Origin of the sequence: Allobosea sp. ASV33, from assembly GCF_016428755.1 — a bacterium.
Taxonomy (GTDB): domain Bacteria; phylum Pseudomonadota; class Alphaproteobacteria; order Rhizobiales; family Beijerinckiaceae; genus Allobosea.
Genome location: NZ_JAELTI010000027.1, coordinates 15,715 through 39,857, shown reverse-complemented (window position 1 = coordinate 39,857; position 24,143 = coordinate 15,715). Strand labels below are relative to the sequence as shown.

Here is a 24,143-nt window from a genome sequence, read left to right as displayed (position 1 = left end):
CCCCTCTCCTTACAGGAGAGGGGTTCCCCGCGCCCTTCGGGACAACCTCGCGGGAGAGCGACATGACCCTCGCGGCCTTCCTCACCGCCTATCACCGCGACGGCATCGTTCTCGTGCGGATCGAGGGCACCGAAGGCTCGACGCCGCGCGAGGCCGGCGCCTGCATGGCCGTCAGCCCAGGTGCCATCGCGGGGACCATCGGCGGCGGGCAGCTCGAGTTCCACTGCATCGACCTCGCCCGCCACATGCTGAGCGAGGGCGCCGAGGATCAGTTGCTCGACATCCCGCTCGGCCCGCAGATGGGGCAGTGCTGCGGCGGGCGCGTGCGCGTGTCGCTGCGCCACGCCGGCGCGGCCGAGATCGCTCTGTTCAGCGCCCGCGAGAAGGCCGAAGCCGCGGCGCGGCCGCCCGTCCTGATCTTCGGTGCCGGCCATACCGGCCGGGCTCTCGCGCAGGCGCTGGCGCCCCTGCAGTTCACCGTGTCGCTGATCGACGATCGCGACGACGTCATGAGCGGGCTGCCGGCGGCGGTCACCTGCATCCGCATGGCCGATCCCGTCGATGCGATCGCCAGCACGCAGGCGAATGCCGCTTTCGTCGTGCTCTCGCATAGCCACGCGCTCGACTACCGGCTGACGGAGGCGGCGCTGGCGCGCGGCGATGCCGCCTATGTCGGCATGATCGGCTCGGCCACGAAGCGCGTCCGTTTCGAGGCGAGCTTCCTGCGCAGCGGCGGGCGGCGCGAGACGCTGACCCGGTTGACCTGTCCGATCGGCGGTTCGGATGTGGACGACAAGCGGCCGGAGGTGATCGCGGCCTTGACGGCGGCCGAGCTGGTGCGTTGCTTGCTTGGCCGCCGGGAGCCGGCGAAAGGGAGACGGTCGCGACATGAATCAGCCGCGTGAGCAGGATGTGCCGCCGCGGCTGGCGCTCGCCCATGTTTCGAAGAGCTTTCCCGGCGTCAAAGCCAATGAGGACATCAGCCTGAGCGTCCAACCCGGCGAAATCCACGCCCTGCTCGGCGAGAACGGCGCCGGCAAGTCGACGCTGGTCAAGATCATCTACGGCGTCCAGCAGGCCGACGAAGGCACAATCTCCTGGAACGGCTCGCCCGTTGCGATCCCCTCGCCCACGGCCGCGCGCAAGCTCGGCATCGGCATGGTCTTCCAGCACTTCTCGCTGTTCGACGCGATGACGGTGATCGAGAACATCGCGCTCGGCCTCGACGAAGCCGTCGATCGCGAGAAGCTCAAGAGCCAAGTCGCTGCGATCCTGCAATCCTATTCGCTGCCGCTCGATCCGGAGCGGGAGGTGCATACGCTTTCGGTCGGCGAGCGCCAGCGCATCGAAATCGTGCGCTGCCTGCTGCAGAAGCCGAAGCTGCTGATCATGGACGAGCCGACCTCGGTTCTGACGCCGCAGGAGGTCGAGCGCCTGTTCGCGACGCTCAGGCAGATCGCGACTGAGGGCTGCTCGATCCTCTACATCTCGCACAAGCTGCACGAGATCAAAGCGCTCTGCGACAGCGCCACCATCCTGCGCGGCGGGCGCGTCGTCGCGACCTGCGATCCCAAGATCGAGACGACCAAGCGCATGGCCGAGCTGATGATCGGCGCGGAGCTGCGCAAGATCGAGCACAGCAAGACGGCGACCTCGGGCGCCGTCCGGCTGGAGATCAAGGGTCTCTCGCTCCCCGGCGAGCCGCCTTTCGGCACCGACCTGGAGAGTGTTTCCTTCGAGGCGCGGGCCGGCGAGATTCTCGGCGTTGCCGGCGTTGCCGGCAACGGGCAGGCCGAACTCCTGACCGCGCTCTCGGGCGAACAGCTCGCAGCCCATGCCGAAGCGATCAAACTCGACGGGAAAGCTGTCGGCCTGGAAGGCGCAGGCGCGCGCCGGGGGCTCGGCCTCGCCTGCGTGCCCGAAGAGCGCAACGGCCATGCCGCGGTGCCGGATTTCTCGCTCGCCGATAACGGCATCCTGACGGCGCGCCATCGCCTGCCGCTGGCGCCGCACGGCTTTATCAGCACGGGCGCCGTCCGGCGTTTCGCCGATGGGGTCATCAAGCTCTTCGACGTCCGGACCACCGGCAATGCTGCGCTCGCCCGCTCGCTCTCGGGCGGCAACCTGCAGAAATTCATCATGGGCCGCGAGATCGGCCAGCAGCCGGCCGTGCTCGTCGTCTCGCAGCCGACCTGGGGCGTCGATGCCGGTGCCGCCGCCGCGATCCGGCAGGAACTCGTCGACCTCGCCGCCAAGGGCTCGGCCGTGGTGGTGATATCGCAGGACCTCGACGAATTGCTGGAGCTTGCCGACCGGCTCTGCGTCATCAACGAGGGGCGTTTGTCGGCGCCGCGCCCGGTCGCCAGCCTCGGCATCGACGAGATCGGCCTGATGATGGGCGGCGTCCACGGCACGGAGGCAGCCCATGCTTGAATGGCGCCGCCGCCGCGAACCCAGCATGCTGATGCTGGCCTTGAGCCCGCTGATCGCGATCGCTCTCACCATGCTGATCGGCATGATCGTCTTCACCGCCATCGGCTATGACGGCTTTCACGCGGTCGAGAGCATCTTCCTGACGCCCTTCCTGGAGCCGCAGCGCTGGGGCGATATCGGGGTCAAGGGCGCGCCGCTGGTGATGATCGCGCTCGGTCTCGCCATCGGCTTCCGGGCCAATGTCTGGAATATCGGCGCCGAGGGGCAATACGTCATGGGCGCCATCGCCGGCACCGGCGTCGCGCTGCTGACCTATGACATGACGGGCTGGTGGATCCTGCCCGCCATGGTGCTGGCCGGCATCCTCGGCGGCATGGCCTGGGCGGCGATCCCGGCCTTTCTGCGCGTCAAGCTGCAGGTCAGCGAAATCCTGACCAGCCTGATGCTGACCTATGTCGCCGTGCAGTTCCTGTATTTCCTGGTGCGTGGCCCGTGGAAGGACCCGGGCGGCTTCAATTTCCCGCAGACGCGGATGTTCACGGCGGACCAGACGCTACCGACTGTGCTGGAGGGGACACTCGTCCATCTCGGTATCCCCGCCGCTCTCGCGCTCGCGGTCATCGCCTGGCTGCTGATGGAAAAGACCACCGCGGGCTATGCGATCAAGGTCGTCGGCCTCGCGCCGGCCGCGGCGCGCCATGGCGGCTTCAGCGCGGCGCGGACGACCTGGGCCACGATGCTGATCAGCGGTGCGCTAGCGGGCCTCGCCGGGTTGTTCGAGGCGGCCGGCCCGTTCGGCCAGCTCACGCCGCAATTCCCGGTCGGCTATGGCTTCACCGCGATCATCGTCGCCTTCCTCGGGCGGCTGAACCCGCTCGGCATCGTCTTCGGCGGCATCGTGCTGGCTGGAACCTATGTCGGCGGCGAGATCGCGCAATCGACGGTCCGGCTGCCGCAGGCCGCGACCGGCCTGTTCCAGGCGATGCTGCTGTTCATGCTGCTCGCGACCGACGTGCTGGTGAGGTGGCGGATCGTATTCAAGCGGAGGGCGGCGTGACAGCTTCGATGCGCACCCACCTTTGTCATTCCGGGGCGTCGCGGAGCGACGAACCCGGAACCTACGACCGGGTGGACCCTTTCAAACGGATGATCGCGAACGCTCGCCCAGTCGTGGGTTCCGGGTTCGCGCCTGCGGCGCGCCCCGGAATGACAGGGGACCAGCCATGACCTCCGCGATGCTCGTCTCCATCCTCATGACGCTGATCGCGGCTTCGACGCCGCTGCTGCTGGCCTCGCTCGGCGAGCTCGTCGCCGAGAAGGCCGGCGTGCTCAATCTCGGCGTCGAGGGCATGATGCTGTGCGGCGCGGTCGCGGGCTTCGCCGTGGCCTTCTCGACCGGTAGCACCGGCGTCGGCCTCGTTGCGGCGGCCTTCGCGGGCGTCGCTGCCTCGATGATTTTCGCGGTGCTCGCGCTCTCGCTGACAGCCAATCAGGTCGCGACGGGGCTCGCACTGACGATCTTCGGCATCGGCGCGTCGTCGCTGATCGGCGCCGGGTTCGTGGGGCGCACCATCACGCGGCTCCAGCCGGTGTTCCCGGCGGCGCTCTCCGACCATCCGATCCTGCGCGTGATCTTCGGCCACGATATCCTGGTCTATCTATCCTTCGCCCTGGTTGCGGGCGTGAGCTGGTTCCTGCGCCGGACGCGGCCGGGGTTGATCCTGCGCGCCGTCGGTGAGAACGACGCCTCGGCCCATGCGATCGGCTATCCGGTGGTCGCCATCCGCTATGCGGCGGTCGCCTTCGGCGGTGCGCTTGCTGGGCTCGGCGGCGCCTATTTCTCGCTGGCGCTGACGCCGATGTGGGCGGACCGGCTGACGGCGGGGCGCGGCTGGATCGCGCTGGCGCTGGTCGTGTTCTCGGCCTGGAAGCCGGGGCGCCTGCTGCTCGGGGCCTATCTCTTCGGTGCCGTCATGACGCTCGAATTGCAGCTCAAGGCAGCCGGCGTCAACTGGCTCGCGCCGGAGGTTCTGGCAATGGCCCCCTACCTTGCGACGATTGCAGTTCTGACCATGATGTCGCTAGGACGGAAGACCGGCCGGCTCGACGCGCCCGCCTGCCTCGGCAAACCTTTCTCGGCGTCCTGACGCCGCAACCCACAACGGGGAGTTCTTTGGAAATGACCAGCATCATCACCCGCCGCAAGCTGACCTTCGGCGCGGCCGCCGCCTCCACCTTGCCGATCCTCGGCCGCGGCGCCTCGGCGCAGGCCCCGCTCGGCGTCGGCTTCGTCTATGTCGGCCCGATCGGCGACCACGGCTATACCTGGACGCATAACCAGGGCCGGCTCGCGCTGGAGAAGGAATACGGCGCCAAGATCAAGACCAGCTTCATCGAGAACGTCGCCGAGGGCCCGGATGCCGCCCGCGCCATCCGCCAGCTCGCCCAGGCCGGCAACCAGCTGATCTTCACGACCTCCTTCGGCTTCATGAACCCGACGATCCAGGTCGCCAAGCAGTTCCCGAAGATCCATTTCGAGCACGCCACCGGCTATATGCGCGCCGAGAATGTCGCGACCTACGATGCGCGCTTCTATGAGGGCCGCGCGGTGATCGGCACCATCGCCGGCCATATGTCGAAGACCGGCCAGGCGGGCTATGTCGCCTCCTTCCCGATCCCGGAAGTCGTGATGGGCATCAACGCCTTCCACCTCGCCGCCCGCAAGGTGAACCCGAACTTCAAGACCAAGGTCGTCTGGTGCTCGACCTGGTACGACCCCGCCAAGGAGGCCGACGCGGCCAAGGCGCTGATCGACCAGGGCGCCGACATGATCACCCAGCATACCGATTCCGCCGCCCCGCTCCAGGCGGCCGAGCAGCGCGGCGTCTTCGCCTTCGGCCAGGCCTCGGACATGAGGTCCTTCGCGCCCAAGGCCCATCTCTCGGCCATCGTCGACGACTGGTCGGGCTACTACATCAAGCGCGTCAAGGACGTCATGGACGGCAACTGGAAGAGCGGCGCCGTCTGGCACGGGCTGAAGGAGGGCATGGTCAAGATCGCGCCCTATAACGACGCCGTCACCCCGGCTGCCCGCGCCGCCGCCGACGAGGTGACCAAGGGCATCATCGCCGGCACGCTCCACCCCTTCACCGGCGAATTGAAGGACCAGAAGGGCGAAATCCGCCTCAAGGCCGGCGAGAAGGCCAGCGACGAACTGCTCTCGAAGATGGACTGGTACGTCGACGGCATCCAGGCCTGAGGACGTTCCTCTGCCATGGTGGCGGCCCTGCCCGCCGCCATGGCGATTCGCAGGCTCGGAGCGCCTGACCTTGGTCAATCGCCACGCATCAGATTGCTTTGGTTCTCAACTGGCCACGTATCGGCCCAAAAACGGACGGAACGAAGCCGTTTCCTGTGCGTATCTACCGCCGTGGGCATCGTCTTTCCACGATAACCGTGGCAACTGCGTGAGTTGCGCGCCGCGAATGTCATCCATGTGTCGCGGTCGCTCGTGTCGGAAACGAGCATGAACGGCCGTCATCCAGCACGCGACGCCTGAAGCACCTTCTCAAGGAGGATTTTCATGACCAAGAACGAACTGATTGCCGCCATCGCCGAAGAGACCGGCAAGACCAAGGCCGACGTCTCGGCCATCCTGACCTCTCTCGGCGCGACCGTCGCCAAGACCCTGAAGAGCGGCGACGACGTCACGCTCGGCGGCATCGGCAAGCTCTCCGCCGCCAAGCGCGAGGCCCGCGAGGCCCGCAACCCGTCGACCGGCGCGACCATCAAGGTGCCCGCCAAGACCGTCGTGAAGTTCAAGGTCACCAAGGACCTCGCCGACGCGGTGGCGTAACAGCCAACGTTCGGGTTCGAGCAGCGTCTGCACCTAAAGCGCGGACGCTGCTTGAGGCTCGTCGTCATGCTCGGGCTTGACCCCGGCATCTCTTCGGCGAGATTCTCGGGTCCACGCTTCGCTCCGCCCGAGAATGACGCCGTCTCATGTTCCTTCGCCTCTTCACCGATCTGCGCGCCGCCAAGGTCCCGGTGACCTTGCGCGAATACCTGACGCTGCTCGAAGGGGTCGAGGCCGACCTCGCCGAGCATCGGGTCGACGAGTTCTACTATCTCGCCCGCGCCACCCTGGTGAAGGACGAGCGCCATCTCGACAAGTTCGACCGCGTCTTCGCCCAGGTCTTCAAGGGCATGGAGACGCTGCAGCAGGCGATCGAGGAAGCCGGCATTCCCGAGGAATGGCTGCGCAAGCTCGCCGAGAAATTCCTGACCGACGAAGAGAAGGCCCAGATCGACGCGATGGGCTGGGAGAAGCTCTGGGAGACGCTGAAACAGCGGCTCGACGAGCAGAAGGGCCGCCATCAGGGCGGCAACAAGTGGATCGGCACCGCCGGCACCTCGCCCTATGGCGCCTATGGCTACAATCCCGAAGGCATCCGCATCGGCCAGGACAAGAACCGCAATTTCCGCGCGGTGAAGGTCTGGGACAAGCGCGAGTTCAAGGATTTCGACGATACGCGCGAGCTCGGCGTGCGCAACATGCGGATCGCGCTCCGGCGCCTGCGCCGCTTCGCCCGCACCGGCGCGGCCGAGGAACTCGATCTCGACAACACGATTTCCGAGACCGCCCGGCACGGCTATCTCGACGTCAAGCTGCGGCCTGAACGCCGCAACGCCGTGAAGGTGCTGCTCTTCCTCGATGTCGGCGGGTCGATGGACTGGCATATCGAACTGGCCGAGGAGCTGTTCTCGGCGGCGCGGGCCGAGTTCAAGCATTTCGAGCATTTCTACTTCCATAACTGCCCCTATGAGCGGGTCTGGAAGGAGAACCGGCGCCGCCACGACCAGCAGATCGCGACCTGGGACGTGCTCCGGACCTACCCTTCCGACTACCGCCTCGTCTTCGTCGGCGACGCCTCGATGAGCCCCTATGAAATCGCGATGCCCGGCGGCTCGGTCGAGCACTGGAACGAGGAGGCCGGCGAGGTCTGGATGGAGCGTCTGGCGACCAAGTTCCCGAAATCGGTCTGGCTCAACCCGGTGCAGCAGAATCTCTGGAACTACACCCAGTCGATCCGCCAGATCGGCGGGCTGATGGGCGGGCGCATGTTCCCACTGACGCTCGACGGGCTCGATGGCGCGATGAAGGTTCTGGCGCGGTGACGCATACGATCATGACCGAAGACGACGACGGCCCTGCCCCGAGCTGGCGCCAGCGGCCCAAGCCTGTCGGCTTCGAAATCGCCTACAAGCTCGATGGCGAGACGCTGGAGGTCGACCGGACGCGCCGGGTCGACAGCATCCGCCTCAGCGCGGTCGAGCAGGTGCGCTTCGTCTATGCGCCCGGCAACATCTCGTCGAAGGGCTACAAGACGCAGCTCAGGCTCAGCGACGGACGGACGGTGACCTTCGGCAACCTGTCCTGGCGCTCGCTCACCGATATCGACCGCGACGATCCGCGCTATCATCGCTTCGTCACGGCGCTCTCGGCCGCGATCGCGCGGGCCAATCCGCGCGCGCGCTTCGTCGCTGGGCGGCCGAAGCCGATCTGGCTCGGCGTCGCCGTCGTCGGCGCGCTGTCCTTGCTGATGCTCGCGGCCTTCACGCTGCGCGCCTTCCAGCAGGGCGCGACCAATGCCGGCCTGCTCGGGGTGCTGTTGATCGCCGCCTCGTTCTGGCAGGTCTGGCCGCTGGTCAAGCTCAACCGGCCGCGCGAACTCGCGACCGGCGAGGTGCCCGACAGCCTTGTCCCGGGCGGGACAGCCTGAGGCTCAGCGGACGACCAGCACCGAGCATTTCGCCCGGCGCACGATCGCAGAGGCGTTCGAGCCGATGACATAGGCGAGCATGCCCGGCTCATGCGAGCCGATGACGATGAGGTCGATCCCGCCGGCATCGGCCTCGGCCAGGACCTCGCCATGGACCGAGCCGATCAGCACCTTGGCCGAGACCTGCTCGGCCGGGAGATCGACCTTCGCCGCGATCTCGGCGAGCTTCGCCTCGGCATCCTCCTGCTGCTCGGAATCGAAATCGGCCGGTACGAATTCCATGTAGGTGACCGGGACGAGCGAGCGGACATAGACCAGTCGCACGCGCCCGCCCGAAATCTTGGCGAAGGATACGGCTGCCGCGATCGCCGGCTGCGCCAGCTCGGCCTCGGCGAGATCTACGGGGACCATGATCGATCTATACATCGCATCCTCCTAGGCTGGTTGTGCAACCATCATGGAGTTTGCCAGCACCCGCGCCATGATCCAGCGCAAAATGCACGGTGCGGCGCAGCGCCGCGCGGCGGAGCCTGAAGCTAGCCGGTTTCTGGTAGAAGCATGCCGTCATCCCGGACGAGCTGCGCAGCAGCGCCGATCCGGGATCCATCGTAGAGCTCCGGAGGCCTTCGATGGATCCCGGGGCAAGCCCGGGATGACGAAGCGGTTCCGGTGGAAGTCAGTATGGCTTCAGCCCTGGCGCGCGGGCGTGCGGACCACGAGCCCGTCGAGATCGGCGCGGATGCGGATCTGACAGGAGAGGCGCGAGTTCGGGCGGACGTCGAAGGCGAAGTCGAGCATATCCTCTTCCATATGCTCGGCTGGGCCGACAGCGGCAGTCCAGGCATCGTCGACATAGACATGGCAGGTGGCGCAGGCGCAGGCGCCGCCGCATTCCGCCTCGATGCCGGGCACCGCGTTGCGGATCGCCGCCTCCATCACGGTCGAGCCGACTTCCGCCTCGACGGTGCGGCTCTCTCCATGAGCGTCGATGAAGGTGATGTTCGGCATGGGAAACTCCGGCGGCACGATCTTCGGCACCGCTTAGAGCATTTCAAAGCGGCACGGAACGGGATTTCGCGCCGCAGCCGCCTGCTCAGGCGGCACAATCGAAGCGGGCGATGACCGCCCTCGCCTCCGCCGCGGCCAAAGCCAGGGCATCGAGCGCGGTTTCGCTCGCCTTCTGCTCCGGACCGGCGAGCCCCTCCTCGATGCGGTCGGCGGCCTCTGCGACCTGCCAGGCGCCGATGGCCCGCGCCGCCCCCTTCAAGGTGTGGGCGGCATCCATCCGCACCTGCCGGTCGGCCGCGGCATGGATGGTCCGCAGATGGGCGACGCATTGCTGGGCGAAAAGCGCGAGCAGTTCGCGCTCCAGCTCGTGGTCGCCGGCAGTCTGGCTGGAGAGATAGGCGAAATCGATGGCCTTCTCGGTCATGTCCGGAGCTCTTGGAAACGGGTCATCACATGGCCGCCTGGGTCGGTCTCTTGCTCCTCAGGAAGCGCCCGGATGGTAAACGAGGCGTTAACGACGTTTGTGAATCGCGCAGTCAAATGGGTTTCCAAGGGTCCTGGGGTCCACTACCCTTCCAATTGGTAAATGATGGGCGCAGTGTCTCCGTTCACCCGGCCAGAGGCGGCATGGGGCAGCGGATATCACCTTATGCGCCCATGTTCAGTAGCGTGGCGAGGCGGCAACGATGAATCGACCCAAGAAGCTCCAGGATCCCACTGAAGCTGCGATGTCGGCGATCGAAGAGGCGCTTCGCCTTGACCAGCCCAAGGACAGCACAGAGACGCCGGTCGAGACCGAGCCCAGGCTGCCCGCGACCAGCGAGAACGACCTGAAGCTCGAGCTGCCGCGCGTCGAGCCGGCTCCGGCCTCGCCTCCGCCCGCCTCCGCTCCCGCCCAGCAGCAGCCCGCGCCGCCGCGCGCCGCGATCGCGCCCGATACCAGCCGCGTCGCCAATGACGACCGCCGCGATTCGAGCTCGCTTGTCCAGGCCTTCGCCGTGCGCCCCTCGCGCAAGCCCTATTGGTTCGCCGCACTCGCCTCGCTCGCCTGGCTCGGCGGCGCCGCCTTCGTCCTGCTCGGCCGCTACGGCTCGTTCAGCAACGGCCTGCCCGAGCCTGTCGCCAGCTTCGGCATCGGCGAGTGGACGCTGCTCGCGCTCTCGATCGGCGCGCCGGTCGTGTTCTTCTTCGTCCTGGCGGCGCTCTATCGCCGCACCCAGGAGATGCGCCTGATCTCGCGCGCCATGACCGAGGTCGCGCTGCGCCTGGCCGAGCCGGAGGTTGCCGGCGCGGATTCCGTGCTGTCGCTGAGCCAGACCATCCGCCGCGAGGTCGCCGCCATGGGCGACGGCATCGAGCGTGCGGTGGCGCGTGCCGGCGAGCTGGAAACCATCGTCCGCGGCGAAATCTCGACGCTCGAGCGCGCCTATGCCGACAACGAGATCCGCCTGCGCTCGCTGATCGACGAGCTCGTCACCCAGCGCGAGGCCGTGGTCGGCAACGCCGAGCGCGTCAAGCTTGCCATCAGCGGTGCCCATGACGGGCTCGCCAAGGACCTCGACAGCGCCAGCCGCGCCATCGCGGAAGCGGTCTCGCAGGCCGGCGACCGCGTCACCGGCTCGCTCGGCGCCAAGGGCGACCAGATCACGCAGGCGCTCGGCCGCGCCGGCGAGAAGATGATCGAGGAGATCAGCGGCCGCAGCCACGACCTCGTCGAGCGCCTGCAGATCACCTCCGGCGAAGTTTCCGAGCGCCTGGCCGGCGCCAGCGGCAACCTGTCGGAGATGCTCGATGGCCGGGCCAAGGAGATCGCGAGCTCGCTGGAGCGCACCGGCGCCGTCCTCACCGAGGGCCTGACCGCCGGCGCCCAGGACGTCACCCGCGCCATCAGCGAGACCGGGAACCAGGTCGCGGAAACGCTGACCGGCCGCGTCGAGACCGTCAACGAACTGCTCAAGAATACCGGCGAGACGCTCGCCCGCGACATCTCGGCGCGCGGCACGGAAGCCGCAGAGCGCTTCGAGGTCAGCAGCCGCAACATGGTCGCGCTGATCGAGAGCCAGAGCGAAGCCCTACAGGCGCGCCTGGCGGAATCCGGCGAAGCGCTGCGCAGCGCCCTGTCCGACGAGGGCGAGAGCGTCACCACCCGCCTCGCCGAGGTCGGGCGCGGGGTCAATACCCTGCTCATCCGCCAGAACGAGGCCATCGCCACCCGCCTGACCGAGGTCGGCGAGAGCGTCCACGGCCTGATCGGCACGCATGGCGACACGCTGGTCAGCCGCCTCAACGAAACCGCCCGCACCGTCGACGACGTGCTGCGCGAGCGCAGCGAGGCGATCATCCTACGCGTCAACGACGCCAGCCAGTCGCTCAGCGAATCCGTCGCGCAGCATGGCGACATGCTCACCGGCCGCATCACCGATGTCGCGGGCCAGGTGAACGGGCTCTTCACCGAGCAGGGCAGCAAGCTCGTCGACCGCCTCAACGAGACCGGCCAGACCGTCCACACCCTGCTCGACCAGCAGGCCGAGAAGCTCGTCGGCCGCGTCTCCAGCGCCGGCAACGAGCTCGCCGATCTGGTCGGCCAGCAGAGCGACGGCGTCGTCGAGCGCGTCGCCGAAGCCGGCCGCAACCTCGCCAGCCTGATGGGCGAGCACAGCGACGCCACGGTCGCGCGCGTCTCGAACGCCGGCGCCGATATCGCCAAGCTCCTGTCGGAGCGCAGCGAGGCGCTGGTCTCCAGCGTGTCGGGCGCCGTCAATACCGTCGAGACGCGCCTGCGCGACGAGAGCGAGCTGCTCGTCAGCCGCCTGACCCAGGCCGGCCAGGAGGTCGGCGTCATCGTCGGCAACGAGAGCGAACGCCTGATCACCGGCCTCTCCGAGACCGGCATGCGCGTCAGCGCCCTGCTCGAGGAGCAGGCCGGCGCGATGACCGTGAAGGTTTCGCAGGCCGGGCTCGAGATCAAGGACCTGCTCGGCAACGAGAGCCAGGCCCTGGCCAGCCGCGTCGCCGATGTCGGCCGCTCGGTGCACGGCATCCTGGCGGAGCGCTCGAACGCGCTGATCACCCGCCTCGCCGAGACCGGCGCCGGCATCGACCAGCAGCTCGACGAGCGCGGCGCGACGCTCGCCGCCCAGGTCACCGGAAGCATCGAGGCGGCCAAGAACGCCCTCGAACAGCAGCAGACCGGCTTCCTCGCCAGCGTCAGTGACACCGCAGAGAAGGTCGGCGCCCTACTCGGCGAACAGCGCGAGACCATGGTGCGCGACCTCGTCAGCACCGGCCGCGAGGTCCATACCCTGCTCGGCGAGCAGAGCGAGGACCTGGCGCGCCGCATGACCGAGGCGACCCGCACGCTGACCGAGACGATCAATGTCGACGGCCGCCATGTCGCCGACCGCGTCTCCGAGGCGACGCAAGGATTGCGCGACACCTTCACTGTCCATGCCGAGGACGCCCGTACCATGCTCGCCGGCACCGGCCGCGAGATCGTGCTGGCGCTGACCCAACAGGGCGGGCGCGTCAACGAGGCGCTCTCGGCCAATGCCGAGTCGATGCTGCGTTCGGTCGAGGGCCGCGCGCAGGCGCTGAACGAGGCGCTGGCGCTGCGCCACGACGCGCTGACCAGGCTCTTCGACGAGCGCGGGCACGAGATCGAGACGGCGCTCGGCGGACGCCTGGCGGCGTTCTCGTCCCTGTTCGATACCCAGGGCCGCGATGTCGAGAATGCGCTGGCCGCGCGTCTCGGCGCCTTCGAGGATCTCATCGTCAACCAGGGCGGCACGCTGACCGCCAAGATTTCCGGCGACGCGCAGCAGCTCACCGCCGCGCTCCATGCCGGCATCGCGCAGGTCGAGAAGCTGATCTCCGAAGACAGTGTCGTGCTGGCCGACAAGGCCGGCGCCCGCGCGCTGGAAGCGGCCGAGCTGCTCGCCACCCGCACCCGCGAGGCGGCGGAGGCGATGGAGAGCCAGATCAAGCTGTTCGAGGACCGCTCGGGCGCCAAGAGCGCCGAGATCGCGGGCACGCTCGACAGCCTGATCGCGCGCATCGACGGCAGCCTGGGCTCGCGCGCCACCGCCCTCAACGAGGCGCTGGTCGAGCGCACGGTCGATATCGCCCGCGTGCTCGCCGAAGGTGGGCGCGAGGTCACCAAGGCGCTCGCGGCCAAGGCCGACGAGATCGGCGAGGTCGTCACCTCCAAGAGCGAGTCGCTCACCCGCACGCTCAGCGACAAGGCCGACACGATCAACGCGACGCTGGGCGGCCGCGCCCTCCAGATCGCCGATACGCTCGACCAGAGCGTGGCCCGCTTCGAGGAGCGCGTCGTCGGCCGGCTCGACACCGTCTCGCACACGCTCGACACCCGTGGCGACGAGATCGCCGCCACGCTGCAGGGCCGTTCGGAGGCCATCGCGGCCGTTCTCGCCGAGCGGGCGCAGGAACTGCGCGCCCTGTTCGACGACCAGGGCGGCGGCATGGTCTCGGCGCTCGCCGGCCAGAGCGAAGCCATCGCGGCGGCGCTCTCCGAGCGCGCCGAGCAGTTGCGCACCCTGTTCGACGATCGCGGCCTCGGCATCGTCGCGGCGCTCGGCCGCCGCGGCGACGCGATCACCGGCGCGCTCGACCAGCGCGCAGAGCAGTTGCGCGCGATCTTCGAAGGCCAGGGCGCCGGCATCGTCACCGCGCTGGAGCGGCAGGGCACGGCGATCACGAACTCGCTGGACGAGCGGACCGACGCCATGCGCGCCGCCTTCGACGCCAAGGGCCACGGCCTCGTCGAATTGCTCGGCCGCCAGGGCGAGACGATCACCCAGTCGCTCGATGAGCGCGTGGAAACTTTGCGCGGCGTCTTCGAGGCCAAGGGCAGCGGCCTCGTCGCGGCCCTCGGCGAGCAGGGCGCGACCTTCACCCAGGCGGTCGACGAGCGTGTCGAGGCCCTGCGCGCCGTGTTCGACGCCAAGGGCAACGGTGCCGTCGAGGCCCTGAACGAGCGCGGCGAAGCGCTCGCCAGCGAGTTCGCCTCGGTCGGCGAGACCGTGGTGCGTGCCCTCGAAAGCCGCGGCAACGCCATCGTCGCCGGCCTGCGCGACCGTGGCGCGGCCATCGCCAACGCGGTCGAGGCTTCGTCCAATGCGCTGCGCGAGACGCTCGAATCGGGCTCGCGCCAGTCGATCGACGCGCTGGTCGGCACCAACGAGCAGCTCCGCGAAGAGCTCGGCGGCATGCTGGGACGCCTCGGCGAAGCCAACAAGCTGATGCAGCAGATCGTCAACGGCGCGAACAAGAACCTCGCCGCCGTCGAGAACAGCCTGTCGACCCGCGTCGGCGAATTGCAGACCGTGATCGGCACCGTGATGTCCGAGGCCGGCTCGGCCTCGCAGCAGGTCACAACGCAGATCGCCGAGCTGAAGAGCTTCTCGGAAGGCACGCTGCGCGAGACCGCGGCGCTGGTCGCCCAGCTCGACGATCGCGGCACCTCCCTGAACGAGGTGACCCAGGCAAGCAGCGCGGCGCTCAACGCCGTCGCCGGCCGGTTGGAGCAGATCGAAGCGCGCGTCGGCAAGGCCCTCTCCGAGCGTCGCGAGGCGCTGGAGCAGTTGCACGGGCTGATTGCCCACCGCACCGACGATGTCGAAACGATCACCCGTTCCTTCGCCTCGCTGATCGACGACTCGCTCAGCACGGCGGAGGCGCGTGCCCGCCAGATCGGCACGGTTCTCTCCGACTCGGCGGAATCGACCACGAACGCCATCGCCCAGCAGTTCGAGGCGATCCGCTCGGCCACCGGCCAGGAGCGCGAGCGCACGGCGGAAGCGCTGCGCGCGGCCTATGCCCAGGTCTCCTCGGAGATCGGCGGCGAGATCGCCAAGGTGACCGAGCGCTTCCAGAAGGCGGCGCAGGAGATGCGCGGCATCACCGGCGATATCCAGCGCGAGCTGGAGGCGACCCGCGCCGAATTGAAGCGCGGCGTGCTCGAGCTGCCAGCCGAAGCCCAGGAATCGACCTCGGCCATGCGCCGGGTCGTGGCCGAGCAGATCAAGGCGCTGAACGACCTCACCGAGATCGTGACGCGGGCCGGCCGCCGCGGCGACGTCTCGCTGCCGATCGACCATGTCGCCAGCCGGCGGCCTGTCGCGGCTGCGGCCGTCGCCGCCCCTGCCCAGGCGGCTCCGGCACGGCCCGCGCAGACGTTCACGCCGGCTCCGCAGCCTGCGCCCGTCGCGGAAGAGCCGCTGCTGCGGCCGTCCATCGACGCGGCGAGCGAGCCCGAGCAGCCTGCTGCGCCGCGCGCGAATGCCCGGATCGAAACGGCGACCGTGCCGACCCGCCCGGCGCCCGTGCCGGAGGCGCAGCGCCGTCAGCCTGAGCCTGCCCCGCAGCAGCAGCCGGCCAAGGCCGGCTGGCTCTCGGACCTGCTGACCCGCGCCTCGCGGGAGGACAAGCAGCCCGAGCCGAGCAAGCCGACGACGCATTCGATCGAGAAGCTCGATTCGCTCTCCGTCGACATCGCGCGGATGATCGACCATGACGCCGCCGTCGAATTGTGGGACCGCTACAAGCGCGGCGAGCGCAACGTCTTCACCCGCCGGCTCTACACGCTGCAGGGCCAGCAGACCTTCGACGAGATGCGTCGCAAGTATCGCCGCGACGCCGAGTTCAAGGACACGGTCGACCGCTATATCGACGAGTTCGAGCGTCTCCTCGGCGAAGCCGCCAAGGACGACCGCGATTCGATGGTGGCCAAGACCTACCTGACCTCGGAGACCGGCAAGGTCTACACGATGCTGGCCCATGCCAGCGGCCGCTTCGAGTAAGCTCTGCACTCAATCGAAACGAGAAAGGCCGCCCAAAAGGGCGGCCTTTCCTTTTGGTGGGATGCATAAGGGGCCTGCGGCCGCCTGGCGGGTACTGGATTTTCACGGAAGCACCGCCGTCATTCCGGGGCTTCGCGTTAGCGAAGAGCCCGGAATCCAGAACCGATACCGCTCTAAATTCGATGGTAACCCGATCCCAGCCCGTTTTCCGGAAAGGGCATCGGTTCTGGGTTCCGGGCTCAGGCCTGCGGCCTGCCCCGGAATGACGAGGAGACGGTCCAGCAGACCCTAAGCCGCCGCCCGGAAGCGCGCCTCGCCTCTGCTCATGAAGCAGGCCTTGTCGAACAGGGCGAGGTCGAGCGGGTTGGGCAAGCGCACATCCGCGATCTCGGGAAACGGCTTGCCCGAGCCCTCATAGGAGCGATCGATCTGGGAGAGAAAGACGAGGATCAGGCCCCTCTGCCGCGCGAAAGCCTTCAACGTTCCGACCTGCTGCGCCAATTCGGGCGTATCGCGGCGCTGGTCAAGCAATTGGAGGTAATCGATGACCGCAACGGTGCCACGAGGCGCATCGGCCAGCCTTGCGGCGATATAATCGGCGCTGATCACGTCCGAGCAATCGCATTCGAACCGATCCGCGAACTCCGCCGGCTCGATCTGGAGGGCGCGCAGGCGGGAGAGAACATCCGCCGGCGTGTACTCCAGCGTGAGGAAGACGCCTCGGCGGCCGGCTCGCATGGCTTCCGCCAGTAGCGCGAGACCAGCCAGCGTCTTGCCCTGTCCCGGACGTCCCGCCATCAGCATGAGATCGCCCGGGTCCGGCAAAGGCCAGAGCGCGCGCATCGATGCCATTCCCGGCTGCTTGGCGGCGAGCAGACTCCAGCTGCGATAGCCTTCCTCGCTTGCGACACGGTCGAGCGCGGCGTGGAGCGGGATACGCTCTGCCCGGCTCAAGAGCCGCGCTTTACGCTTCAACCGATGGATCGGGGCCGACAACATCATGACGTGAACCTCCTATCGCGAGCAGCTGGCGCAATCCCTCCTCATGCGTGATGCCCGGACAGTCGGTCGGTTCGTCGGAAATGCCCCGCATGATGATGCTGCCCCGGCTGTAGGGGGGAGGCTCGGGCCGAGCCGGAATCACAGCCTAGCGCAGCAGCGAGCGGAAGAAAATCACCGGTGGCAGCCGGACGCGCTCCGAGCCTGTTTGGAAACTCCCCAAGCCCTCATCCTGAGGAGCCATTTCGTCAGAAATGGCGTCTCGAAGGATGCTCCCGAAGTTTCGGATGCCCGCTGGAACATCCTTCGAGACGCCGCTATCGCGGCTCCCCAGGATGAGGGCTGCATTTCCAGACGGGCACTCAGCGCGCCCAGCGCACGATCTCGACGAGAACCTGCGACAATGCCCGGTCGAGCGCCTGGGTCGCGCCCGGCCCGTCGACCGCGCCGGCCGGCACGCGCGCAGCGAACAGCCGCGCCCGCTGGATCTGCCCGGTCCGGTCGCCGACGATCCGCGCCGTGATCTCGACCACCGCCGTCCCGCTCGCTGCCTCGATGTTGAAGCTGCGGATATTGGTGTTGAGCTGGACGTCGGGGGAGATGCGCTGGCCCGGACCCGAGACCGAACCGACGCGGCCGGCATTCTCGAAGGTCTGAATCAGCCGCGCCTGCACCAGCGCCGGAACCCGGTCGGCCCATTGCGCGCCGCCGACGAAGGAGAGCGCGCCGCTCGAATCCTTGACGATGACGCGGTCGGAATCGAGCGCCTGGACGGCCGTCGGCTCGGCCACGACCATCGCGCCCCGCGAGCCGCCGACCTTGCCGAACCCGCCCGGCGCCGAGAGGTCGAAGGTGGTCGGCGTCGCCCCGCCGCCGCAGCCGGCGAGCAATGCGGCCGAAGCCACGGCCAGGACCGGAAGGAAGCGGCGTATCCGGCGTGCCGAAGGAAGGCGAAGCTCGGTCGTCATGGGGCTAGCGCGATCCATTGTATTGGGGAAGCGGCGGCTTGCCGCCGAAAATGAACTGCTGCGGGTTGCGTTCGAAATTCCGCAAGGTGCGGTTGAGTTCCGTCAGGGTCTTCCTGCCGTCCGATGCCAGCGTCTCGACATCGCGCAGCCCCGGCCCGGTAAAGCGGCTGATGCCGGCGGTAATCTCGGCGGTGCGCTTGTCGAGATTGTCCGCGAGCGTGCGGATCGACTTGGCGGCGTCCGCGACCTCCTGGAAGGCGCTGCGGCCATCAGGTCCCGATCCGGATTCGAGGAAGCCCTTCGCCGCCTGGAGCACGCCTTCGACCTGATCGGCGGCGCGGTCGAGCTTGGCCGAGATCGAGGCCGCGTCCTTCACCACCTTGGCGACATCGGCGCTGGAGCCGCCGAGCGCGCCGGTGAACTTGTCGACATTGTCGATGATGCTGGCGACCTTGTTGCGGTCGACCGAACGGACCACGCCCGTCAGCTCCTCGCTGAGCGATTGCAGCTTCTGCGAGAGCGGCTGGATCGTCTCGGCGATGTTGCCGAAGCCGGCCATCAGCTTGTCGAGCCCGGCGGCATTGTTGCCGAGCGCCTGCGAGAATTTCTCGACATTGCGGACGGTGTTGTTGATCGGCTCGCGGTTCTGCTTGATCAGCCCGTCGAGCGAGGTGAGCATCCCGTCCGCCCTCTGCGCCACGTTGCGCACGGTCTCGATGATGTCCTGCAGTTCGGAGCGCTCGGCGATGATCGTCGGCATCGGCTCGCCCGGCTTGGCCTTCAGGACCGGTGCGCCGGGATCACCGCCGATGAGCTGCAGGGCGACCACGCCCGCCAGCCCCTGCGCCTCGATCCGGGCGCGCGTGTCCTCGCGCAATGGCGTGGTGTTGGCGACCTGGACCACCGCGTAGATGCGGCGCGGATCGTCCGACTGGAGCTCGATGCTGGTGACTTCGCCGACGCGCAGGCCGTTGAAGAGCACGCTCGACCCGCGCCCGAGCCCGGTCACCGTGCCGGTGAAGATGACGCGGACGTTCTCCTTGCGCCCGCTCCCGCCGCTGTTGAACCAGTAGACGAAGCCGAAAGCCGCCGCGAGGACCGCGAGCGTGAACAGACCGACGAGTGCGTAATTGGCGCGCGATTCCATGGTCTAGCCGCTTCGTCCCTGCTCTCCCGCCGGCAGCCTGGCCATGGCGCGCTCCCCGCCGAAATAGGCCTTCAACCATGGATGATCGGACGCCAGCATCGTCGCCAGCGTGCCGACCGCGATCACCTTCTTGTCCGCCAGAGCGGCGATTCGGTCACAGGCATGATACAGGCTGTCGAGATCGTGGGTTACCATGAAGACGGTGAGACCCAGAGTTTGCTTGAGGGTCATGATCAGATCGTCGAACTCGGCAGCACCGATCGGATCCAGGCCCGAGGTCGGCTCGTCCAGGAAGACGATCTCGGGATCGAGCGCGAGCGCGCGGGCGAGCGCCGCGCGCTTGATCATGCCGCCCGAGAGTTCCGACGGCGCCTTGTCAGCGGCGTCGCGCGGCAGGCCGACGAGATCGAGCTTCACCATCGCCAATTCGTCGAGCAGGTCGGGCGAGAGATGGAGGTACTCGCGCATCGGCACCTGGATGTTCTGCTTGACCGTGAGCGCGGAGAACAGCGCGCCCTGCTGGAACATCACGCCGAAGCGCCGCTCCAGCACCCGCCGCTGCTGCTGGTTGAGCTCGTCGACATCCTCGCCGAAGACCTCGATCGTGCCGCGCCGCTTGCGGACGAGGCCGAGGATCGTGCGCGTCAGCACCGACTTGCCCTGGCCGGAACCGCCGACGAAGCCGAGGATCTCGCCGCGGAGCACGTCGAGATCGAGCCCGTCCATGATCACCTTGTCGCCGAAGGCGACCTTGAGGTCGCGGACGCGGATCACGGCCTCCGGCTCGCCGGGGGGCTGAGTGCGATCGGTATGGGAGAGGTCCTGCTGCATCATCCTCAGAACGCGATCGAGGCAAAGAACATGGCGAAGAGTCCGTCGACGACGATGACCATGAAGATCGCCTTCACCACCGAGGCCGTGACCTGACGGCCGAGCGATTCCGCCGAGCCCTTGACCGCGAGCCCCTCGATCGAGGCGATCAGCCCGATCACGAAGGCCATGAACGGCGCCTTGATCAGGCCGACGGCGAAATGCTTCCAGGTGATCACCGATTGCAGGCGCGCGAGGAAGGTGTCGACGCCGATGCCGCCATAGAGCCATGACACGAGCCCGGCGCCGACAAGGCCGGCCATGGCCGAGATGAAGCTCAGGATCGGCAGCGAGATGATCAGCGCGAGGATGCGCGGCACGATCAGCACCTCGATCGGGTCGAGCCCCATCACGCGCAGCGCATCGATCTCCTCGCGCATCTTCATCGAGCCGATCTCGGCGGTGAAGGCGGAGCCCGAGCGGCCGGCGATCATGATCGAGGTCAGCAGCACCGCGAGCTCGCGCAGGATCAGAATGCCCGTCAGGTTCACGACGAAGGCGGAGGCGCCGAACTGCTGCAACTGGAAGATGCCCTGCTGCGCGACGATGCAGCCGACGAGGAACGAGATCAGCATGATGATCGGCGCGCCGTTGAAGGCGATCAGCTCGATCTGGTTGACCAGAGACGGCCCCCGGAACTTGCGCGGGCCAAGGACGACGCTGGCCGAGCCGACCACGACCTCGCCGAGGAACATCGCGCCGCCCACCATGTCGCGGCCGAAGCGCACGACGCTCTCGCCGATATCGACGAGGATGTCGACGACGCCGACATGCCGGTGCGGCTTCGGCGGGTCGTCGTCATGAACCTGGACTTCCGCCAGGAGGAGGCCGTGCTCGGGCTTGCTGCTGACGAGCTCGACATCGACGCCGTCCCGCTCCTGCCGGGCCTTCAGGCGGTTGAGAACATAGGCGCCTAGCGTGTCGAGCCGCGTCACGCCGGAGAGGTCGATCCGGGCGCCGGCCTGCGTGAGGCTTTTGGTGATCTCGCCGACCAATTCCTCGATGCGCGGCGCACGGTCGGCGCTCCACGACCCCGCCAGCGCTACCGCGAGAGCGCCCGCATCATCGCGGATGGTCGCCTGCGGTTCGGCGGTATCGACGCTCGCCATGTCGCCGTGAGGTCCTTGTTCCCCTGGCCGTAACGGCCTTGCAGCCGGGCGCGACCGCAGATCGTCGATCGCACCAGCTTCCACCCCCAGCCCTGTATTGCCGCGCCGCGCCTGCTTGGCAAGCACCGGCCGCTCCAACGGTTCCGGCTGCGCCGCAGAAGCCACGCCAGAGCCGAGAAAGGCGGCTTTGCCGACCGATTGTTCCAATTCGGGGCGAAGACAGCAATTCCTTAAGAAATCGCAAGGCAGGCTCGAACCATACCGCCACGACCGCCCGCTGATTCGGCCGGTCCTTCGAAAGCAGATCCGTCATGGGCGATGCGCGCTCGCTGACTCCGCTGAGCCAGGCCGACTACGAGGCGATCGAAGCCGCGGTGATGGAGACGGCGCGCGGCCGCTGGTTCATGGTCGAATATGCCAAGCGCAACCGGCAGGCGGACACGCTGCAACTGCTCGGCGCCATCCAGCGGATCGAGCGGGTCGTCGGGCTCGGCGTGCAGGAGACAAGCCGCGAAACCAACCTGATCGAGGCGGCCGCGCTGATCAGCGACCTGCGCACCGATCTCGAACGGATCAGCGGCAGGGCCGAGACACGCTCCTCGGGGCTCGCAGCCCAGATCGAGAAGGCGGCGGGCACCGTGCTCGCGGCGTCCGAAAGCATCCAGGAAGCCGCCTGGGGCCTGCGCGAGGCCGGCGCGGACCAGGAAGCCTGCGATGCGCTCGACCGCCGCGCCGCCGAAATCTCGACGGCGATCGGCATCATCGACGGCGTGGTCCAGCGCATCGACAAGATCGCCGATACGGTCGCGATGCTGGATTCGAGCCTGCGGGCCTTCGGCGAGGTCTCGCGTGAGAGCAGCGTCAGCTTCGCCGCCATGGCGGCCAGCGCGGAAACGCTGACCGTGCCACCGCCTTCCGGCGCGCCGCGGCATTACGACGACCTAGAGATCGCAAGCGACGGCCGCCGGCCCGTTCCGCTCGAACGCAACGACCGGCCGGCGGATGAGGCGCGCCTCGCCACCGCCCCGCTGCTGGACGACGATATCGTCTTCAGCGATGCCGATATTCCGATGCCCGAAGCGATGCGCCTGGCGGCGAGCCCGTCGGAGACCGCTCTGCGCGAGATCGACGCCCTGCCGGCCGAGCGCAAGCTCGCCTATTTCGTCTAGGCTCCCCGCCCCGACCGCTCAGTTCTCGCGGCGGATGGCGCTTTCGTGCCAGCGGCGCAGCAGCAGGTACGAGATCAGGCTCGTCGCCAGGAAGATCGCGATCCCCGACAGCGAGATCATTACCAGCGCCGCGAAGACGCGCGGGATCTTGAGCTGGTAGCCCGCTTCCAGAATGCGATAGGCCAGCCCCGAGGCACTGCCGCCGGTGCCCGCGACGAATTCGGCCACCACCGCGCCGATCAGCGCGAGCCCGCCCGAAATCTTCAAGCCTGCCAGGAAATAGGGCAAGGCCGCCGGCAGCTTGAGATAGCGCAGCGTCTGCCAGCGCGAGGCGCCGTAGAGCTCGAACAGGTTGACGAGGTTATGGTCGGCCGAGTTCAGCCCGAGGATCGTGTTCGACAGGATCGGGAAGAAGGCGACGATCCAGGCGCAGATCAGCAGCGACAGGTCGATATCGTTGGCCCAGATGATGATCAGCGGCGCGATGGCGACGATCGGCGTGACCTGCAGGATGACCGCATAGGGCAGGAGCGCCATCTCGAGCCATTTCGACTGGCTGAACAGCACGGCAAGCGTGACGCCGACGACGACAGCAGCCGCCAGCGCCATGAAGGTGATTTTCAGCGTCACCCAGAGCGAACCGGAGAGCGTGCCCCAGTCAGCGATCAGCGTCTGGCCGACAAGGATCGGCCCGGGCAGCACGTAATGCGGGATATCGTTCCAGCGGACCGCGAACTCCCAGAGCGCCAGCACGATCACGCCGATCACGATCGGGGCGAGGATGCGCGGCCAGATGCTGGCCGGCAGGCCGAGGATGCGGGCCTCCGCCATCGCGACGGGCAGCGCCTGCGCATCGGTGCCATCGGAGCGAAGCGTTTCGACGGGCGCGCTCATCGGCCGATCGCCTCCTTCAGCGTGGTGGAGGCGACGCGGCAGAGACGGGCGTATTCGCCGGAGGTCCGGAACAGCTCGTCACGGGGATAGGCGGCATCGACCGAAAGATCGGCCATGACGCGGCCGGGCCGGGCCGCCATCACCACGATGCGCTGCGAGAGATAGACGGACTCGAAGACCGAATGGGTGACGAAGACAGCAGTGAAGCGCTCGCGCTCCCACAGCGCCAGGAGGTCGTCGTTGAGGCGGTGGCGGGTGATCTCGTCGAGCGCGGCGAAGGGCTCGTCCATCAGCAGGATCTTCGGCCGCATCACCAGCGCGCGGGCGATCGAGACGCGCATCTTCATGCCGCCGGAAAGCTCGCGCGGATAGGATGTCTCGAAGCCCTTGAGGCCGACCAGCGCCAGCATCTCGGCGGCCCGCGCCTCGGACTCGGCCCGGGCCACGCCCTTGAGCTTCAGCGGCAGCATGACGTTGGCCAGCGCATTGGCCCAGGGCATCAGCGTCGGGTCCTGGAAGACGAAGCCGAGATCGCGCGCGCCACGGCCGGCGCTGCCTTGCGCGGCGCCGGTCTCGCCCGGCCAGGCGATCGTGCCGGAGCTCGGTGCGCCGAGGCCCGCGATCATGCGCAGCAGCGTCGATTTCCCGCAGCCGGAGGGGCCGAGCAGGCTGATGAACTGCCCTGCCCCCAGTTCGAGATCGACGTCGCGCACGGCGAGCGTGCCGTTGGCGAAGCGCTTCGAGACCTGCCGGATCGCCACCAGCGGGGTGCCGGCGCTTTGGTTGCCCGGGGGTGTGCTTAGATAGGCCGTGTCCAAAGCCTGATGATCCGATCTACGAAATGCCGTCATTCTCGGGCGAAGCGGAGCGCAGACCCGAGAATCTCATGACGAGAGCGCGCTGGTTTCCGAGATGCTCGGATCAAGCCCGAGCATGACGCTA

At 68.0% G+C, this 24,143-nt stretch carries 20 protein-coding genes; 10 read left to right on the top strand and 10 right to left on the bottom strand.

Translation table 11 applies throughout. From position 1 onward, the window contains the following. Positions 1–62 precede the first annotated feature (62 nt). From xdhC to JHD80_RS10775, 8 genes are all read left to right on the top strand, one after another. Positions 63–905, top strand: coding sequence for a xanthine dehydrogenase accessory protein XdhC (gene xdhC / locus JHD80_RS10810; RefSeq protein WP_199086919.1), 843 nt, complete (start codon positions 63–65; stop codon positions 903–905). Beyond that, entirely contained in the window at positions 889–2,433 is a 1,545-nt protein-coding gene (locus JHD80_RS10805) for an ABC transporter ATP-binding protein (RefSeq protein WP_199086917.1), read from the top strand. Before xdhC ends, JHD80_RS10805 begins: the two co-directional genes overlap by 17 nt. Continuing rightward, positions 2,426–3,490: an ABC transporter permease gene (locus tag JHD80_RS10800; protein ID WP_199086915.1), complete on the top strand. Its 1,065-nt coding sequence runs from the start codon at positions 2,426–2,428 to the stop codon at positions 3,488–3,490. Before JHD80_RS10805 ends, JHD80_RS10800 begins: the two co-directional genes overlap by 8 nt. A gap of 166 nt (positions 3,491–3,656) precedes the next feature. Beyond that, positions 3,657–4,580, top strand: coding sequence for an ABC transporter permease (locus JHD80_RS10795; protein ID WP_248311486.1), 924 nt, complete (start codon positions 3,657–3,659; stop codon positions 4,578–4,580). Positions 4,581–4,612: 32 nt separating this feature from the next. After that, complete coding sequence (locus JHD80_RS10790; RefSeq protein WP_199086913.1) at positions 4,613–5,692, top strand: BMP family ABC transporter substrate-binding protein; 1,080 nt, start codon at positions 4,613–4,615, stop codon at positions 5,690–5,692. A gap of 324 nt (positions 5,693–6,016) precedes the next feature. Beyond that, complete coding sequence (locus JHD80_RS10785) at positions 6,017–6,289, top strand: HU family DNA-binding protein (RefSeq protein ID WP_210339860.1); 273 nt, start codon at positions 6,017–6,019, stop codon at positions 6,287–6,289. A gap of 146 nt (positions 6,290–6,435) precedes the next feature. Then, positions 6,436–7,611 (top strand): vWA domain-containing protein, encoded by a 1,176-nt coding sequence (locus tag JHD80_RS10780; RefSeq protein ID WP_091855760.1) that lies wholly within the window; start codon positions 6,436–6,438, stop codon positions 7,609–7,611. An 11-nt stretch (positions 7,612–7,622) separates the two neighbouring features. Next, positions 7,623–8,216 (top strand): hypothetical protein, encoded by a 594-nt coding sequence (locus JHD80_RS10775; RefSeq protein ID WP_199086911.1) that lies wholly within the window; start codon positions 7,623–7,625, stop codon positions 8,214–8,216. A 3-nt stretch (positions 8,217–8,219) separates the two neighbouring features. Here the strand turns inward: JHD80_RS10775 and JHD80_RS10770 are convergent, their stop codons facing one another. The 3 genes from JHD80_RS10770 to JHD80_RS10760 all read right to left on the bottom strand — a co-directional run bounded on the left by JHD80_RS10770 (position 8,220) and on the right by JHD80_RS10760 (position 9,648). Further along, positions 8,220–8,642, bottom strand: coding sequence for a universal stress protein (locus JHD80_RS10770; RefSeq protein ID WP_199086909.1), 423 nt, complete (start codon positions 8,640–8,642; stop codon positions 8,220–8,222). A gap of 261 nt (positions 8,643–8,903) precedes the next feature. Further along, a complete protein-coding gene (locus JHD80_RS10765; RefSeq protein ID WP_199086907.1) occupies positions 8,904–9,224 on the bottom strand; it encodes a 2Fe-2S iron-sulfur cluster-binding protein in 321 nt (106 codons plus the stop codon). 85 nt (positions 9,225–9,309) lie between these two features. Then, positions 9,310–9,648, bottom strand: a complete 339-nt coding sequence (locus JHD80_RS10760) for an Hpt domain-containing protein (protein ID WP_199086905.1) — start codon at positions 9,646–9,648, stop codon at positions 9,310–9,312. A gap of 262 nt (positions 9,649–9,910) precedes the next feature. On the opposite strand from JHD80_RS10760, the gene JHD80_RS10755 reads away from it, so the two are divergent. Then, positions 9,911–16,045 carry an apolipoprotein A-IV repeat region-like domain-containing protein gene (locus JHD80_RS10755; protein ID WP_199086903.1) on the top strand — a complete coding sequence of 2,045 codons (6,135 nt, stop codon included), beginning with the start codon at positions 9,911–9,913 and terminating at the stop codon, positions 16,043–16,045. Positions 16,046–16,333: 288 nt separating this feature from the next. Here JHD80_RS10755 and JHD80_RS10750 read toward each other — a convergent pair whose 3' ends face one another. From JHD80_RS10750 to JHD80_RS10730, 5 genes are all read right to left on the bottom strand, one after another. Next, positions 16,334–17,047 carry a DNA helicase gene (locus JHD80_RS10750; RefSeq protein ID WP_199086901.1) on the bottom strand — a complete coding sequence of 238 codons (714 nt, stop codon included), beginning with the start codon at positions 17,045–17,047 and terminating at the stop codon, positions 16,334–16,336. 359 nt (positions 17,048–17,406) lie between these two features. Beyond that, entirely contained in the window at positions 17,407–18,012 is a 606-nt protein-coding gene (locus JHD80_RS10745; protein ID WP_199086899.1) for an ABC-type transport auxiliary lipoprotein family protein, read from the bottom strand. A 4-nt stretch (positions 18,013–18,016) separates the two neighbouring features. Then, on the bottom strand, positions 18,017–19,159 hold the full coding sequence (locus JHD80_RS10740) for an MlaD family protein (protein WP_199086897.1): 1,143 nt from the start codon (positions 19,157–19,159) through the stop codon (positions 18,017–18,019). Between the two features lie 3 nt (positions 19,160–19,162). Then, positions 19,163–19,993 carry an ABC transporter ATP-binding protein gene (locus JHD80_RS10735; protein ID WP_465246516.1) on the bottom strand — a complete coding sequence of 277 codons (831 nt, stop codon included), beginning with the start codon at positions 19,991–19,993 and terminating at the stop codon, positions 19,163–19,165. A gap of 2 nt (positions 19,994–19,995) precedes the next feature. Continuing rightward, positions 19,996–21,138 (bottom strand): ABC transporter permease, encoded by a 1,143-nt coding sequence (locus JHD80_RS10730; RefSeq protein WP_199086893.1) that lies wholly within the window; start codon positions 21,136–21,138, stop codon positions 19,996–19,998. 311 nt (positions 21,139–21,449) lie between these two features. Here JHD80_RS10730 and JHD80_RS10725 point away from each other — a divergent pair, with 311 nt between their 5' ends. Next, a complete protein-coding gene (locus JHD80_RS10725; RefSeq protein WP_199086892.1) occupies positions 21,450–22,307 on the top strand; it encodes a hypothetical protein in 858 nt (285 codons plus the stop codon). An 18-nt stretch (positions 22,308–22,325) separates the two neighbouring features. On the opposite strand, the gene JHD80_RS10720 is transcribed toward JHD80_RS10725, so the two are convergent. Both JHD80_RS10720 and JHD80_RS10715 read right to left on the bottom strand, forming a co-directional pair. Beyond that, positions 22,326–23,201, bottom strand: a complete 876-nt coding sequence (locus JHD80_RS10720; RefSeq protein ID WP_465246515.1) for an ABC transporter permease — start codon at positions 23,199–23,201, stop codon at positions 22,326–22,328. Beyond that, a complete protein-coding gene (locus JHD80_RS10715) occupies positions 23,198–23,962 on the bottom strand; it encodes an ABC transporter ATP-binding protein (protein ID WP_349237250.1) in 765 nt (254 codons plus the stop codon). The genes JHD80_RS10720 and JHD80_RS10715 overlap by 4 nt, the downstream gene beginning before the upstream one ends. Positions 23,963–24,143 lie beyond the last annotated feature (181 nt).